Genomic DNA, 15,635 nt, shown 5'->3' on the forward strand with positions numbered 1-15,635 from the left:
CGTTCCGGGTTCAGCGTTCCCGGTTCAGCAACTCGGTGAGCATTTCGGTGATGCGATTCATTCCTGTATGCAGGACGCCGAAACCCCTTCGCAAGTCAGCGAGATCGCCATCTACGCGATCGAATCGCGCTTGATGTTCCAATTGAGTCTCTCGAAGTGCGTTCAGGACCCTGGTGTGTCCTTGTAGTTCCGAACGCATCTCGGAGACGTCCCTGTCCGCCGCGCCCGCGAGAACCCGGGCCGCTGCCGAATCCTCCCGTGCCCGGCGTGACTGCCCGTCCACGTCGTCCAGTCTGTTCTCGACCGCGGTCAGTCGCGCGTCGAGATCGTCGATATCTGCCATCAGTGCCCCCGCCCTGCCTGTGCTTCGCGTCTGTCGACTGTACTGCCGACCCGGCCGCGACGACCCTCGATGTACAGAGTTATCCACAGGGAGCCTGAGCTGTGCGGACTGTAGAGTCGTCCCCGTGCGCGTACTCGTGATCGGCTCGGGCGGCCGCGAACATGCCCTGCTCCTCGGACTCCGACGTGACCCGTCGGTCACCGACCTGCACGTGGCCCCCGGTAACGCGGGCACCGCGGCCGTCGCCACCAACCACGCCGTCGACGTCGCCTCCGGCGAGGCGGTCGTGGCGCTGGCCAGGCAGGTCGAGGCCGATCTCGTCGTCATCGGGCCGGAGGTGCCGCTGGTCCTCGGTGTCGCCGATGCCCTGCGCAAATCGGGTATCGCCACTTTCGGACCGAGCGCCGAGGCGGCCCGGATCGAAGGATCCAAGGCATTCGCCAAGGACGTCATGGCGGCGGCCGGTGTGCGCACCGCACACGCCGAGGTCGTCGACAACCCGGCCAAACTCGACGCCGCACTCGACCGGTTCGGTCCCACCTGGGTGGTCAAGGACGACGGCCTGGCCGCAGGAAAGGGCGTGGTGGTCACCGCCGACCGCGCCGTGGCCCGCGACCACGCCGCCGAATGCCTCGAATCCGGACATCCCGTGCTCCTGGAAAGCTTCCTCGACGGACCCGAGGTCTCGCTGTTCTGCCTCGTCGACGGGGAGAACGTGGTGCCGCTGCTCCCGGCGCAGGACCACAAACGGGTCGGTGACAACGACACCGGACCCAACACCGGTGGCATGGGTGCCTACACCCCGCTGCCGTGGCTGCCCGACGAAATGGTGACCCGGATCGTCGACGAGGTGGTCAAACCCGTTGCCGCGGAAATGGTTCGGCGCGAAGTTCCGTTCTCCGGCCTGCTGTACGCGGGCCTGGCGATCGGTGCCGACGGGCCGGCCGTCGTCGAATTCAACTGCCGCTTCGGCGATCCCGAAACCCAGGCGGTGCTCGCCCTGCTGGAATCACCCCTCGGCGAGGCGCTGAACGCCGTCGCCACCGGGACCCTCGATCAACTGCCGCCGCTGCACTGGTCCGACGGCGCCGCCGTCACCGTCGTCGTGGCCGCCCAGAACTATCCCGGCACTCCACGCACCGGCGACGTCATCACCGGGGCAGGCGCCGACGGCGTCCTGCACGCCGGAACCAAACGCAACGACGACGGCGACATCGTCTCCTCCGGCGGACGGGTACTGGCCGTCATCGGCACGGGCGCCGACCTCGAACAGGCACGCGCCCAGGCCTACGAGCGCATCGCGGCCATCAAACTCCCCGGCAGCCACCACCGCACCGACATAGGCAAAGCCGCCCTCGAAGGACGCATCGCACTGTAGATCCTGACGCCGTTGCTTCGGCAGACGAAACACGGCCGGACCTGTGTGGTTTTCGTGGAAACCGGCGCGCTGCCCACATCGGTTTGGGACGATGAAACCCATGACGTCAGCGGCGACCCCTAAGGGAGTGCGCAGGCGTTCCAGGCTCATCGAGGCGGCCGGAGCGCTCCTTCTCGAAGGCGGGTTCGATGCTGTCCGCCACCGAGCCGTCGCCGATCGGGCCGAGCTGCCGCTCGCGTCCACCACCTACTACTTCGGGTCTCTCGAAGACCTCATGGCGCAGGCCGCCGACTATGTGTGCCGCTGTGACGAGGCGGCCATCACCGCACGCGGGGCCGCACTGCGTCGTCGGCGGCGTGGGGCCCGCGCCATGGCCGACGCCCTCGCCGAGGTGTTCGTCGGGCCGGATGCGAGCGTCCACGACCTCGCCGTCCGCTACGAGATGTTCGCGCTCGCCCCCCGCTACGCCCTGCTCAACGCCGTCATCGCCGATCACCACGCGCTCCTGGCCGGCGTGCATACCGACGTCCTGCAGAAATCCGGTCGGCTCGCCGACCCCGTCCACGTGCGCTGTCTCATCGCTGTCGAAGACGGGGCCGTCATGGGTGCGCTCGGCCAACATCCCACCGAACCCATCAACGCCGCCCGCGAGGCGCTGGTCTCGGTGGTGGACGTGTTGGCTCCGCCGAATTGATACTGAGGGCTTTGCCTATGCCGGCTGGATGAGAAACCAGCAGGTGGGGGCGGTGAGAGGCCAAGCTGGGGATGTAGTCGCCACGACGACCGGAAATGTCGTGGTGGCCGATAGGGTGGGGGGATGCCGCCGAGTGTTTCCGATCCGTATGCGGACGTGCCGTTTTTTGATGACGTGCCGCCGGACGAGTACGACGACGTGCCACCATCCGACGAGGGATGGGGGCAGCCGGGGGAACTGCCGCAAGCGACTGCGCCCGCGAGGTTCGGGTCGGCGATCGAGGCGTTGCGGACCGTATTCGGATACGACGCGTTCCGGGGCGACCAGGCGGCGATCGTCGAGCAGGTGATCGGCGGGGGCGACGCGATCGTGCTCATGCCGACCGGTGGCGGTAAGTCCATCACCTACCAGGTGCCGGCGCTGGTCCGGGAGGGCACGGGGCTGGTGATCAGTCCGCTCATCGCGCTCATGCACGACCAGGTCGATGCGCTGCGGGCCAGTGGTGTGCGCGCGGCCTACCTCAATTCGACCCAGTCGGCGCAGGAACGTGGCGAGGTCGAGAATGCTTATCTGACAGGGCAACTCGATCTTCTGTACGTGGCTCCCGAACGATTGTCGGGGGCGCAGACCACGCAGTTGCTCCAGCGCGGCACGCTCAGTGTCATCGCGATCGACGAGGCGCATTGCGTGTCGCAGTGGGGTCATGACTTCCGGCCCGACTACCTCGCGCTCGGGGATCTGGCCGAGCGTTTCCCCGGTGTACCGCGAATGGCGTTGACCGCCACCGCAACCCGTGAAACGCACCGGGAGATCACCGAACGGCTCAGGCTCGGCGATGCCAAGCATTTCGTCGCGAGTTTCGACCGGCCCAACATCCAATACCGGATCGACGCCAAAGCCGACCCGCGCAGGCAACTGGTCTCGTTTATCCGGTCGGTCCCCGAACTCGTCGGCGTGGACGGCCCGGTCGTCGGCATCGTGTACGCGCTCAGCCGCAAGAGCGTCGAGCAGACGGCAGAGTTCCTGTGCAAGCAGGGATTTGACGCGCTACCCTATCACGCCGGACTCGACGCCCGGGTGCGTGCGTACAATCAGGCCCGATTCCTGCGCGAGGACGGCGTGATCGTCGTGGCGACCATCGCGTTCGGGATGGGCATCGACAAACCGGATGTGCGTTTCGTCGCCCACATCGACCTGCCCAAATCGGTCGAAGGCTACTACCAGGAGACCGGCCGCGCCGGCCGCGACGGGCAGGCGTCGGTGGCGTGGATGGCATACGGCCTGGCCGACGTGGTTCAGCAACGCAGGCTCATCGACTCCAGCCCCGGTGACCTGGCGTTCAAGATTCGGCTCGGTCAGCACCTCGACGCCATGCTTGCCCTGTGCGAGACGGTGTCGTGCCGCAGACAGAACCTGCTCGGCTACTTCGGTCAGGAATCGGCGCCGTGCGGCAACTGCGACACCTGCCTGCAACCACCCGAGACGTTCGATGGCCTCATCCCGGCGCAAAAGCTGCTGTCGACGATCTGGCGGCTCGACCGCGAACGCGGCCAGAAGTTCGGCGCCGGGCACCTCATCGACATCCTGCGCGGCAAGGACACCGAACGCATCCGCACCCAGCGACACGACGGACTGAGCACCTACGGCATCGGCACCGACCTGTCCGACCAGGACTGGCGCAGCGTCGTCCGGCAGTTGCTGGCCCGCGGAATCCTCACCGCCCAAGGCGAATACGGCACGCTGATCCTCGGGGACGACGCCGGCGGGGTGCTCCGTGGCCAGACTCCGGTACCGTTGCGCCGTGACGTCATCGGCCGGGTGACGGGTTCGGGATCGGGACCGAAAGCGCGAAAGGCCACCGCCGCCGACGACCTCGACCCCGCCGACCAGGACCTGTTCGAGGCATTGCGCACCTGGCGCACCGCCACCGCCAAGGAGCAGGACGTGCCCGCGTACGTCGTGTTCAGCAACGCCACCCTGCAGGCCCTGGCCGCCCACCGTCCGGTCACCCTCGACCAACTCGGTGCCATCAGCGGCATCGGCGAGAAGAAGCGTGAGACATACGGCGAGGCCGTGCTCGCGGTCATTGCCGAACACGGCTGAGTCCCCGGAGTTATCCACAGCCAGGAAATCGCAGGCCCGGAGCATCCGGATCCACGGTTGAATAGATGGCTATGGGAGGGGAGGAATTTACTATGACAGCTATGACCTCGGATGTGCTCGGGCTGCCGCGCGGCAGGGCACTGACCCGCGACGATCTCGACGCGATGCCCGATGATGGGCACCGATACGAACTCATCGACGGGATTCTCATCGTGAGCCCGGCACCGCGGCGGGTGCATCAGCGGGCGGTGATGCGGCTGGGTGTGCTGTTGTTCGAGGCGTGCCCGGACGATGCAGAACTGCTGCCGGCACCCTTTGACGTCGTACTCGCCGACGATACGGTCATCCAGCCGGACCTGCTCGTCGCCCCGGACGCCGACTACACCGACCGCGACCTGCCGGTCGCACCGATGCTGGCGATCGAGGTGCTCTCGCCGTCGACGCGGGGTATCGACCTGTTGCTGAAGAAGGACAGGCTGCTGCGGGCCGGGTGCGCGCACTACTGGGTCGTCGATCCCGACGAACCGTCGATCGTTGCGTGGACCCTGGTCGACGGAGCCTACCAGGAGTCGGCGCGGGCATCCGGGGACGACGCGTTCACCGTTACCGAACCGTTCGCGTTCTCGGCGACGCCCGACGATTTGGTGCACTGATCGGGTCCGCTCAGTCGCGGTTGCCGGACTCCATGTCGTCGGGGTTCATCAGGCCGTCGCGGGCACGTTGCTCCTGATAGACCAGGCGGCCGATGCGGTGGGCCACCACCGGGGCGGTGATCAGCGCGAACATCGCGGCCAGCACCAGCATGCCGACGTCGATGTGGTCGCTGCCGAGGCGGATTGCCGAACCGGTGAGGATCAGCAACAGGCCGAACGTCTGCGGTTTGGTGGCCGCGTGCATCCGGGACAGGGTGTCGGGGAAACGGATCAGACCGATCGCGGTGGTCAGCGCCAGCACCGACCCGGTCACCAGCAGCACCGACGAGACGACGTCCCAGATCATGACTGATCGTCCCGCACCCGGAATCGGGCGATCGAGATCGACCCGATGAAACTGAGCAGGCTCAGCGCGACGATCGCCGGGATCACCGTCGAATCACCGCTGTAGGCGGCCCACGCCGCGAGCCCGCACATACACAACGCCACCAGCACATCGAGGGCGACGACCCGGTCCAGCGACGTCGGGCCCATCAGGATGCGGGCGCTCGTCAGCACCGCCGAGATGAGCAGCAGGACGGTCACGACCGTCCACACGATCGTCATGACTGTCCCTCCTGCTTGTCGTGTCCCTGCTTGTCGTGTCCCTGCTTGTCGTGTCCCCGCTTGTCCAGGCGCCGCCGAGCCTGCTGCGAGACGTGATGGAACTCGTCATCGATGCCGTGGTAGGGGCTCGGATGCCATTCGCTGTCACGCTCGAACGCCCGGATGAAGGCCCGCTCCACCCACGCCACCGATTTGTAGAACGCCTTGACCCGGGCCTCGCTGCGGACGTCGAAGATGTGCACGTACAGCATGCGGCGGCGATGGTCGATCTCCAGAACCATCGTGCCCGGCACCAGGTTCATGTAGTCGACGGCCAGGGTGAGCACCATGTCGGACTTGATGGCCACGCGCACCCGCACCACCGCGCCCAGCGGAGGTTTGCCCGGGCGGATCGCGGCCCATGCGACCTGTGCGCTCGACACGCAGAAATCGACCATGAGCCGGGCGACGATCTGCAGCAGCACGAACGGGTGCAGCCGGCCCTCGACCGGCACGCGGGGCAGCGGCAGCAGGATCATGATCGCCAGCGCCACCCCGATACCGCCGAGCACGTTCGCCCACGAGATGGTGCCCCACAGCAACACCCACACCGACGTCAGCCAGGTGATCGTCCACAACCGGACCGCGACCTCGCGGGCGTCGCCGCCGAGCCATTTGGGCAGCCGGATCTTGCCGTGCAGCCACACCCAGAACCCGAGGACGGCCCACGCGACCACCAGGAACGACAGCCGCCACACATTGATCAGCGCCGACCGGATCGGTCCCTTCTTGGCCACCGGATACCGTTCTGCCAGCGCCGAACGCAACTCCTCCCGCTTCGACGTCCTGCCCGGATCGGCCGGCATCTGCCCGCTCACTGACCGTCACCTCCGAGAACTGCTTCGACATACACGCCCCGGTCGACGACGTTTTCTGCTGCGCGGTCGGTGAAGTCGAAGATCGGGCCGGCCCAGATCGTCAGCACCAGACCGGCCGCGACCATCGCCGCCGTCGGCAGCACCATGCCCAGCGGCATCCGGCCCACGTCCTCACGTTCGTCGAAGGCAATGTCGTCGGCGCTCTCGTCGATGAGGGCCGACGGGGTGACGTCGGCGAGGTCGCCTTCGGGGGCGTCGGCGCGGGGCCGCCAGAAGCCTTTGGTCCAGATGCGGGCCATCACGTACAGCGTGAGCAGGCTCGTCACCACACCGCCGCCGATGAGCACCCATGCGAGCACCGAGCCGTCCTCGCCGCCGGCCTCCAGCAGCGCGACTTTGCCGATGAACCCGGAGAACGGGGGGATACCGCCCAGGTTGAGCGCGGGGATCAGGAACAGCACGGCCAGCACCGGGCTGGCGATGAGACCGCCGAGCCTGCGCAGCGACGCAGACCCGGCCTGCCGCTCGATGAGTCCGACCACCAGGAACAGCGTCGTCTGCACCAGAATGTGGTGCGCCACGTAGTAGATGGCCGCCGACATGCCGATCTTCGACGACAACGCGATTCCGAACACCATGTAACCGATGTGGCTGACCAGGGTGAACGACAGCAGACGTTTGATGTCGGCCTGCGCGATCGCGCCCATGATACCGATCAGCATCGTCGCCAGGGCCGCGATGAGCAGCACGTTGTCCATCGAGCCGCCCGGGAAGAGCAGCGAATGGGTGCGCATGATCGCGTACACGCCGACCTTGGTGAGCAGGCCCGCGAACACAGCGGTCACCGGGGCGGGGGCGGTCGGATACGAGTCTGGCAGCCACGTCGACAGTGGGAACACCGCGGCCTTGATGCCGAAGGCCACCAGCAGGACCGCGAACAGCGCGTTGCGGGTGCCGTCGGGGACGTCGTCGAGGCGCACCGCCATCTCGGCGAGGTTGAGGGTGCCGGTGGTGGCGTAGGCGAACGCGATGCCCGCCAGGAAGATCAGCGACGACACCATCGACACCATCACGTACGACGCCCCGGCGCGCACCCGCTCGGAACTCGCTCCCAGCGTGAGCAGCACGAAGCTCGCCGCCAGCAGCACCTCGAACGAGACGAACAGGTTGAACAGGTCACCGGCGAGGAACGAGTTGCACACGCCCGCGGTGAGGATCAGATACGACGGCAGGAAGATCGACACCGGCTGTCGGGTGCTGGTGCCGTCGCGGATACCCTGGCCGATCGCGTACAGCACCACGCATAGCAGCACGATCGTCGACACCACCAGCATCAGCGCCGACAACTGGTCGACGACCAGCGTGATGCCGAGCGGGCCGTTCGGGTAACCCTTGTCGCCCCAGCCGCCGATCATCACCGCGAACGTGCCGTGTTCGCCGGTCAGATACAGCATCAGGCACGATGCGACGAACACCGTGGCCAGCGCGACGACGGTGACGGCGCGCTGGAAACGGGGACTGCGCCCGCGCAGCAGGGTCAGGGCGGCGGCGATCAGCGGGACCAGTGCCGGCAGCGTGACCAGCACCGGTATCCATGAACTCTGCGGAGTCACGAGGCACCCCCCGCCGGGTTGTCGCGACCGGGTACCTCACCGGCGGATTCGGAGCCGGTGCGCCGCGGATCCTCGTCGGACATCTCGTCGCGGAAGTCGCCGGAGCTGGCCGGGATCAGGTCGGTCTCTATCTGGTCCTGGTGCAGGGCCTCGAACTCCTCGGGGGTCAGCGGGTTGCCGTCGTCGTCGTACAGGTCGCCGGCCGCGGTGTCGGCGAGAGTCACCGGGTCGTCGGTACGGTCGCGGTCGGGGGCGTCCGACAGCGAACCCTTCACGATCTTGACGTCCTCGGTGTCGTCGGACACCTCGTCGTCGTCGCGGTTGAGCACGAACAATCGGTAGACCATGGCCAGCACGAATGCCGCCACGCCCATGGTGATGACGATCGAGGTCAGCACCATCGCCTGGGCGAGCGGGTCGGCGTCACCGCCCTGCCCGGTCGAGGTGCGGCCTTTGATCGGTGGGTCGCCGGGCCCGCCGGAGACGACGACGATCATCAGGTTGATCGCGTTGCCGCACAGCAGCAGGCCCAGCAGCATCCGAACGAGGCTGCGTTCGGTCAGCAGGTAGGCACCGCATGCCGCCAGCACGCCGACGACGATGAGAAGTCCGAGGTTGATGCTCACCGGCTCACCCCGCCCGCAGGTGCCGTCCCGGTGTCGGCCGGGTTCACGCCCGGGCCGGTCTCCGTCGCGAATCGGGGTGCCGCGGGACTGTTCGGTTCGGCGACGTTCTCCACGTCCAGACGTGCGCCGAGGCTACGCAGTACGTCGAGGACCAGCCCCACGACGATCATGTATATGCCGAGGTCGAAGAACAGGGCCGTCACGAGCTTGACGTCGCCGAGCAGCGGCAGTGTGACCTTGAACACCGCCGACGAGAGCGCGGGCGCACCCAGCAGCAGCGATATCGTCGCGGTGGCCGCCGAGATGGCCAGCCCGGCACCGAGGATGCGTCCGGGTTCCAGCGGCAGTGCTTCACCGAGTTCGTAGCGGCCACCGGCCAGGTAGCGCAGCACCAGCCCCAGCCCCATCGTCAGGCCGGCGGCGAAACCACCGCCCGGCGAGTTGTGACCGGCCCAGAAGAAGTACACCGACAGCACCACGATGGTGGGGAAGATGAGCCGGGTGGTCGCCTCCAGCACCATCGACCGGTGTCGCGGGTCGCGCAGGTCGCTGCCGAGCAGCCAGGTGGTGCGGTCCGGGGGAACGTCGTCATCGTCCGGTGCCCCGGCCGGTCCGCTGCGGGCGGCCGTGCCGTCGCGAGTGGCGTCGGCGACCCGGGGTGCGGCACCGAAGCGGCGGTTGCGGAACACCAGCGACGCCACGCCCGTCGCGGCGACGATCAGCACCGAGATCTCGCCGAGGGTGTCCCAGGCGCGGATGTCCACCAGCAGCACGTTGACCGCGTTCGCGCCGTGGCCGAACTCGTAGGCGGCCGCGGGGAGGTCGATGTGCAGCGGCTGATCCGAGCGGGCGGCCGCCGCGAACAGGCCGATCACCACCAGGGCGGCGCCGAACGCCACACCGAGCAGGGCACGGGCCGTCTTGAAGCCGGTCGCGTGCCGCGGTTCGGGTTCGGCGGGAAGTTTGCGCAGCACCAGCACGAAGATCACCAGGGTCAGCGTCTCGACGAGGAACTGGGTCAGTGCCAGGTCGGGGGCGCCGTAGAGGGCGAACAGGGTGCCGCAGCCGTAACCGGTGACACCGACTACGAGCGTCGCTGCCAGCCGGTTGCGCAGCACGGTCGCGGCGAGCGCGGCGGCCACCATGATGCCGCCGACGACCACCTGTGAGGCGGCGTCGAAGCCCGCGATCTCGAGTGAGGTGCGCGCACCGGTGAACAGCACCACCAGCGGCAGGATGATCATCGTCGACAGGATCACGCCCTGGGTGATGGGCAGCGAACCGCGCTGGGTGTTCCGGGTCAGCAGCAGCGACAGGGTGTCGGCGCCGCGCAGCGTCGCATCGTACATGCGGTCGGCGTTGAGCAGCGGCCGGAACCCGAACACCCGCTCGCGCAGGCGTCGGACCAGCAGGAACAGTGCGGCGCCGGCCACGATCACGATGATCGAGAACACCACCGGAAGCCCGAATCCGTGCCACATCGCCAGGTGTTCGAGTTCGTGACCGTATGACGGCAGGGTCTGCGCGTGCGGTTCGAGCAGTGAGCCGATCGGTCCGGCGGCGAATCCGGCGGCGACACCGGCGACCGCGAGGACCGTCGGGGCCAGATAGAACAGCGGACCGGGCGGATGCATCTTGACGACGGCGGCGCTCGGCTCGGTGCGTACCTTGCGGCCGAACGCGCCCCACAGGAACCGGGTGGTGTAGGCGAAGGTGATCACCGAGCCGATCAGTATCACGATGTCGACGGTGTGGGTCTGCCAGGTCGCGAGGGCACCCGAACCCCACACGGCCGCGAACGCGGTCTCCTTGCCGACGAAACCCATCGTGAACGGCAGCCCGGCCATGCTCGCTCCGGCGACGGCCGAGATACCCATCAGGACGGGCAGCCGCTCACCGAGGCGCGCCAGCTTGCGCACGTCGCGGGTGCCGGTGGAGTGGTCGATGATGCCGACGACCATGAACAGCGCCGCCTTGAACATGGCGTGCGCGACGATCATCGCCAGCCCGGCCATCATCACGTTGGCGTCGCCGAAACCGACCAGCACCGTCAGGAAACCGAGCTGGCTGACCGTGCCGAACGCCAGGATCAGTTTGAGATCGAGTTCGCGCAGCGACCGCCAGCCGCCGACGACCATCGTGAGCAGACCCAGGGAGATGACGGCGATCTGCCAGCCGGTGAACGACCCGAATCCGGGTGCCAGCCGCGCCACCAGATACACGCCGGCCTTCACCATCGCCGCGGCATGCAGGTAGGCGCTGACCGGGGTGGGTGCGGCCATCGCACCGGGCAGCCAGAAGTGGAACGGCACGATCGCCGACTTGCTGAGCGCGCCCACCAGCACCAGGACCACCGCGACCTGCAGGTACCCGCTGGATGCGGGCGGGTCGGCGAGTAGATCCGACAGCAGATAACTGCCGGTCCGTTCGCCGAGCATGATGATGCCGACGAGCATCGCCAGACCGCCCAGAGTGGTCACCAGCAGCGCCTGCGTGGCGGCGCGCCGGGAGGTGGCGCGCACGGCGTAGAAGCCGACCAGCATGAACGACAAGATGGTGGTCAGTTCCCAGAACACGTACAGGACCAGCATGTTGTCGCTGACGACGAGACCGAACATCGCGGCGGCGAAGGCGACCATCTCGCCGCCGAAGACGGCCACCCGCGGGCGCACCGAGTCGAAGTAGTGCGCGCAGTAGCAGAGCACAAGTGACCCGACACCGAGGATGAGCACCGACATCACCGCGGCGAGCGTGTCGAAGCGCAGCACGATGTTCATGTCGAGGGAATCGACCCACCTGATCGTCTCCACCCGGGGCGGATCGTGTGCCCGCGGCCAGTTGACGATGACCCAGATGAGCGCACAGGCTGGTGCGAGCGCGAGCAGGTAGAAGCCCCGGGTGCCCATCCGATGGATCACCGGCGGCGCGAGCAGGGCGCACAGGCCGAGCGCGACCAACACAGCAATCAAATGGGCACCCTGTCTGTTCTCGTTCGTCCGTCTGTTCTCGAAGTTCCGTGTGTTCCCGGGGGCAGGTCTGTTCCGAAGTGCGGGCCGAGCCGATCGGCACGATGAACCGCCAGGTCTGCGGTCGGCGGTGTCAGGAAGTGGACGCGCCGGATGGACATCGTGCGGGACCGGGCCGTTGTGGGACCGTTGTGCGTATCTTACCGTTGCATCCATGAACCGCTGTGGCAGGTCGCTCGTGCTCATCTTGTCGTTCCTGATCGTCGGCGGTCTGTTCGCGGGATGTTCATCGGACTCCGACGACGGTCCGGGCGGGGCGTCGTTGCCCGCGAACTTCCCGCGGAAGGAGGTTCCGCTGCTGACCGACGGAACCGTTCTCAGCGTTTCCGGCGACGAGGACGACGGGTGGAGCGTCACCATGCAGGGGCTCGGAGCCGAGGGCAACGCGCTCGACGCCGCGGTGAAGAAGCTGACCACCGCCGGATACACGGTGTCCCAGCGAACCACCGACGCCGGCCGCCGGGTGGTGCTGCTCACGAAGAAGTCCGGCGACGACGCGTACTGGGTGCAGGTCGGCACCATCGCAGGCGCCGCGGGCGGACCCAACGCGCTGTTCTACCAGGTGACGAGAGTCAAGCCCTGAGTTTCGCGGGGGATCCGGCACACAGCTGATTCGCAACGTCCCGGCAGCCGGGCCGCAGGGACGGTCGCCACTGTGGAGCTCACAGCACGGGCGAGCGCCCATGTGAGCGAAAGGGAAGATCGATGTCGTTTACCCACGAGCCGGCCACACATCCGCAGCAGCGGCCCGCCGCAGGCCGCACCGCAACCTCGGGCCACACCGATGAACTGCCGGTGGTCGACGGACCGCAGCCGCAGGCGGGGCAGTATCCGCAGGCCCCGGTCGTCGGGCAGCCCGTAACCGGCAAGTCCGAGGGGAAGGTGCTGACGACCCGCAACACCCTGATCGCCGGCGGGATCGGGGTGGCCGCGGCGTTCGCGCTCCTCGGTTTCGGCGCCGGATACGTCGCCGGTGACGGTGGGTCGTCGGGCGGTGGTCCGGGAATGTCGCAGAACGGTGGTGGGCCGGGCGGGAATATGCAGGGCGGAAACATGCAGGGCGGCAATATGCAGGGCGGCGGTCAGACCGGTTCGCAGAACGGCATGCAGGGTGGGATGAACGGTATGCCCGGCCAGAACGGGATGGGTGGCGGTCCCGGTGGAATGCAGGGTGGCATTCCCGGCCAGAATCAGACGGGCCAGAACCAGACGGGCCAAAGTCAGACCGGCCAGAATCAGACCGGCCAGAATCAGACCGGCCAGAATCAGACCGGCCAGAACCAGACGGGCCAGACCGGGCAGGACGCTACCGGTTCGGGCGCCTAGTCCCGCTCCGACCAGCCCGGGCGGTGTTCTAATCCAGGCGGCGCTCGGCGTAGGCCCGCAGGCTCTCCACCTGCGCCGCGTCGAGCGACGGCCGGACCCGCTGCCGGGCGGCCGCGATGTCGTCGGCGGTCACCGTCGCGGCGTCGATGTCGCGGCGCATCGCCGACAGCGCGGCCTCGCGCAGCAGGGCCGAACAGTCGGCCGCCGAATAGCCGTCGAGGTCGGCGGCCAGGTCATCGAGGGCGATGTCACCGGCCAGCGGGACGTTCTTGCCCGAGGCGCGGAGGATCTCGCCGCGCGCTGCGGCGTCGGGCGGTGGCACGAACACCAGCCGTTCCAGGCGACCCGGCCGCAGCAGCGCCGGGTCGATGAGGTCGGGCCGGTTGGTGGCGCCGAGCACCACCACGTCACTGAGTGGTTCGACACCGTCGAGTTCGGTGAGCAGCGAAGCCACCACGCGATCGGTGACGCCGGAATCGGTGGACTGTCCGCGGCGCGGGGCGAGGGCGTCGACTTCGTCGAGGAAGATCAGCGACGGCGCCGACTCACGGGCCCGGGCGAACAGGTCGCGCACCGCCTTCTCCGACGCGCCCACCCATTTGTCCATCAGCTCGGCGCCCTTGACGGTGTGCACCGACAACCGGCCCGATGCGGCCAGGGCCCGCACTACGAACGTCTTGCCGCAGCCGGGCGGTCCGAACAGCAGCACCCCGCGCGGCGGTTCGACGCCCAGGCGGGTGAACGTGTCGGGATGCTGCAGCGGCCACAGGACGGTCTCGGTGAGCGCCTGCTTGGTCTCCACCATGTCGCCGACGTCGTCGAGGGTGATCGAACCGAGCGCGACGTCGGGCGAGTCACCCCGCGACACCGGCCGGATCACTTCCAGCGCCCCCTGCAGATCGGCCAGCCGCAGCATCGGAGCGTCGCCGGTGCTGTCGTCTCCGTTGCGCGATGCCGTCACCCGGGCCGCGGCACGGATCGCGGCCTCCCGGGCCAGCGCGGCCAGGTCGGCGGCCACGAAACCGGGGGTGCGGGCGGCGATAGTGCTCAGGTCCAGGCCCGGTTCGGTAGGTACCCCCGACAGGATCGCCGACAGCAGCCGGGCGCGCAGCGCGGCGTCGGGCAGGCCGATGATCAGTTCGCGGTCGCACAACTCGGGGTCGCGCAGGCGGCCGTCGACGGCGGCGGAGCCGGAGGTGGTGCACACCAGCACCACCGAACCGTCGCCGATCGCGGTCCGCAGCTCGTCGAGGATCAGCGTCGACACGGGTTCGGCCGCAGCGGGCAGCAACGCCTCCACGTCGGCGATGAGGAGCACTCCCGACCCGTGGCCGCGGCGTAGCGCGGCGATCGCCGACGACACCGCCGACAGCCGCGACGACGCCTCCAGCGCACCCACCGACGGACCGTCGACCACGGCCAGCACCCGGCCCGCGCACACCGACCGCACCATGGTGGCCTTGCCGACGCCGGGCGGGCCGGACACGATCACCCCGAGGCGGGGGGTGGCGCCGAGGGCCCGCAGCACCTGCGGTTCGTCGAGGGTGATGGCGACCCACTCGGTGAGGCGGGCGACCTGGGTGTCGACGCCGACCAACTGCGACACCGGCCGCGGGTGTCCGGCCGCGGGCTCTGCTGTGTCGGTGTCGGCTTGGCCGCCCGGTTCGGGTCGTGGTTCGACGAGATGCCAGCCGCGGGTCACCCCGGACGTCGGCATCGCGGTACCCGCGACCGGCGATGCGACTGCCGAGCGCAGCGGTCCCGTTGCGTCCGGCGCGGGTTGGGCCGCGGTTCCTGATCCGTGATTGTCGGCCACGTCGTCGCCGGCCCACAGCACCGCGGTGTTGGTCTGCACGCTCACCGGCCCGGCCGGGTCGACGGCACTCACCGTCAGCAACTCGTTGGTCCAGGTGATACCCACCGACCGGGCCAGCGCCCGCACTGCGGTGCTCGCCGTCAGGTCCGGTCCGAGGTCGCGCGGCAGCAACGACACCGCGTCACCCACCGACAGCACCTTGCCCAGCAGCGCCCGTCGCAGTGTCGCTTGATCGACCGACCGGCTCGCCAGCACCGATCCGGACACTACGACCTGCGCCGCCCCGTGCACGGTGACCGGCTGCAACACCACCGCCGAGTCCTCCCGGATCCCGGCGTTGGAGAAGGTGATGTCGTCGAGCAGGACGGTGCCGGTCGCGATGTCGGGGGCCCCGGCCACCACCGCGGCGGTGCGCCGGGCCCCGACGATCGACACCGCGTCCCATTCCCGCAGCGACAACGCGGCCAGTACCTCCGGATGCACGCGGACGATGCCGCGGCGGGCGTCGGCGGCCGACGGGTTGACGCGCGCGGTCAGGGTCAGTTGCGGAACGCTCATTGCGGGCGGCTCTTTCGTCTCCTCGTAGGAGCTCTA

14 protein-coding genes are annotated in these 15,635 nt (G+C 68.5%); 6 read left to right on the top strand and 8 right to left on the bottom strand.

Annotated elements, in window-relative coordinates; translation table 11 throughout:
- Positions 1-10: 10 nt before the first annotated feature.
- Entirely contained in the window at positions 11-343 is a 333-nt protein-coding gene (locus KDB67_RS18325) for a hypothetical protein (RefSeq protein WP_291018726.1), read from the bottom strand.
- A gap of 124 nt (positions 344-467) precedes the next feature.
- Here KDB67_RS18325 and purD point away from each other — a divergent pair, with 124 nt between their 5' ends.
- From purD to KDB67_RS18345, 4 genes are all read left to right on the top strand, one after another.
- Complete coding sequence (gene purD / locus KDB67_RS18330; protein ID WP_291018730.1) at positions 468-1,721, top strand: phosphoribosylamine--glycine ligase; 1,254 nt, start codon at positions 468-470, stop codon at positions 1,719-1,721.
- 91 nt (positions 1,722-1,812) lie between these two features.
- A complete protein-coding gene (locus KDB67_RS18335; protein WP_291018732.1) occupies positions 1,813-2,415 on the top strand; it encodes a TetR/AcrR family transcriptional regulator in 603 nt (200 codons plus the stop codon).
- Between the two features lie 123 nt (positions 2,416-2,538).
- Positions 2,539-4,518, top strand: a complete 1,980-nt coding sequence (gene recQ / locus KDB67_RS18340; RefSeq protein WP_291018734.1) for a DNA helicase RecQ — start codon at positions 2,539-2,541, stop codon at positions 4,516-4,518.
- Positions 4,519-4,610: 92 nt separating this feature from the next.
- Complete coding sequence (locus KDB67_RS18345) at positions 4,611-5,171, top strand: Uma2 family endonuclease (protein ID WP_291018736.1); 561 nt, start codon at positions 4,611-4,613, stop codon at positions 5,169-5,171.
- 10 nt (positions 5,172-5,181) lie between these two features.
- Here KDB67_RS18345 and mnhG read toward each other — a convergent pair whose 3' ends face one another.
- From mnhG to KDB67_RS18375, 6 genes are read right to left on the bottom strand one after another with little or no spacing between them, the layout of a single operon-like run.
- Complete coding sequence (mnhG, locus tag KDB67_RS18350; RefSeq protein ID WP_291018738.1) at positions 5,182-5,517, bottom strand: monovalent cation/H(+) antiporter subunit G; 336 nt, start codon at positions 5,515-5,517, stop codon at positions 5,182-5,184.
- Positions 5,514-5,777 (bottom strand): monovalent cation/H+ antiporter complex subunit F, encoded by a 264-nt coding sequence (locus KDB67_RS18355; RefSeq protein ID WP_291018740.1) that lies wholly within the window; start codon positions 5,775-5,777, stop codon positions 5,514-5,516. The genes mnhG and KDB67_RS18355 overlap by 4 nt, the downstream gene beginning before the upstream one ends.
- Positions 5,774-6,622 (bottom strand): Na+/H+ antiporter subunit E, encoded by an 849-nt coding sequence (locus KDB67_RS18360; RefSeq protein ID WP_291018844.1) that lies wholly within the window; start codon positions 6,620-6,622, stop codon positions 5,774-5,776. The genes KDB67_RS18355 and KDB67_RS18360 overlap by 4 nt, the downstream gene beginning before the upstream one ends.
- Before the next feature lie 8 nt (positions 6,623-6,630).
- A complete protein-coding gene (locus KDB67_RS18365; protein WP_291018742.1) occupies positions 6,631-8,247 on the bottom strand; it encodes a Na+/H+ antiporter subunit D in 1,617 nt (538 codons plus the stop codon).
- On the bottom strand, positions 8,244-8,873 hold the full coding sequence (locus KDB67_RS18370) for a Na(+)/H(+) antiporter subunit C (protein WP_291018745.1): 630 nt from the start codon (positions 8,871-8,873) through the stop codon (positions 8,244-8,246). Before KDB67_RS18370 ends, KDB67_RS18365 begins: the two co-directional genes overlap by 4 nt.
- A complete protein-coding gene (locus KDB67_RS18375) occupies positions 8,870-11,842 on the bottom strand; it encodes a Na+/H+ antiporter subunit A (RefSeq protein ID WP_291018747.1) in 2,973 nt (990 codons plus the stop codon). The genes KDB67_RS18370 and KDB67_RS18375 overlap by 4 nt, the downstream gene beginning before the upstream one ends.
- Positions 11,843-12,053: 211 nt before the next feature.
- On the opposite strand from KDB67_RS18375, the gene KDB67_RS18380 reads away from it, so the two are divergent.
- Complete coding sequence (locus KDB67_RS18380; protein ID WP_291018750.1) at positions 12,054-12,482, top strand: hypothetical protein; 429 nt, start codon at positions 12,054-12,056, stop codon at positions 12,480-12,482.
- Between the two features lie 122 nt (positions 12,483-12,604).
- Entirely contained in the window at positions 12,605-13,225 is a 621-nt protein-coding gene (locus tag KDB67_RS18385; protein WP_291018753.1) for a hypothetical protein, read from the top strand.
- 28 nt (positions 13,226-13,253) lie between these two features.
- Here KDB67_RS18385 and KDB67_RS18390 read toward each other — a convergent pair whose 3' ends face one another.
- A complete protein-coding gene (locus KDB67_RS18390) occupies positions 13,254-15,599 on the bottom strand; it encodes an AAA family ATPase (protein WP_291018756.1) in 2,346 nt (781 codons plus the stop codon).
- Between the last annotated feature and the right edge of the window lie 36 nt (positions 15,600-15,635).

The organism is Gordonia sp. (in: high G+C Gram-positive bacteria) (assembly GCF_020438995.1).
Lineage (GTDB): Bacteria > Actinomycetota > Actinomycetes > Mycobacteriales > Mycobacteriaceae > Gordonia.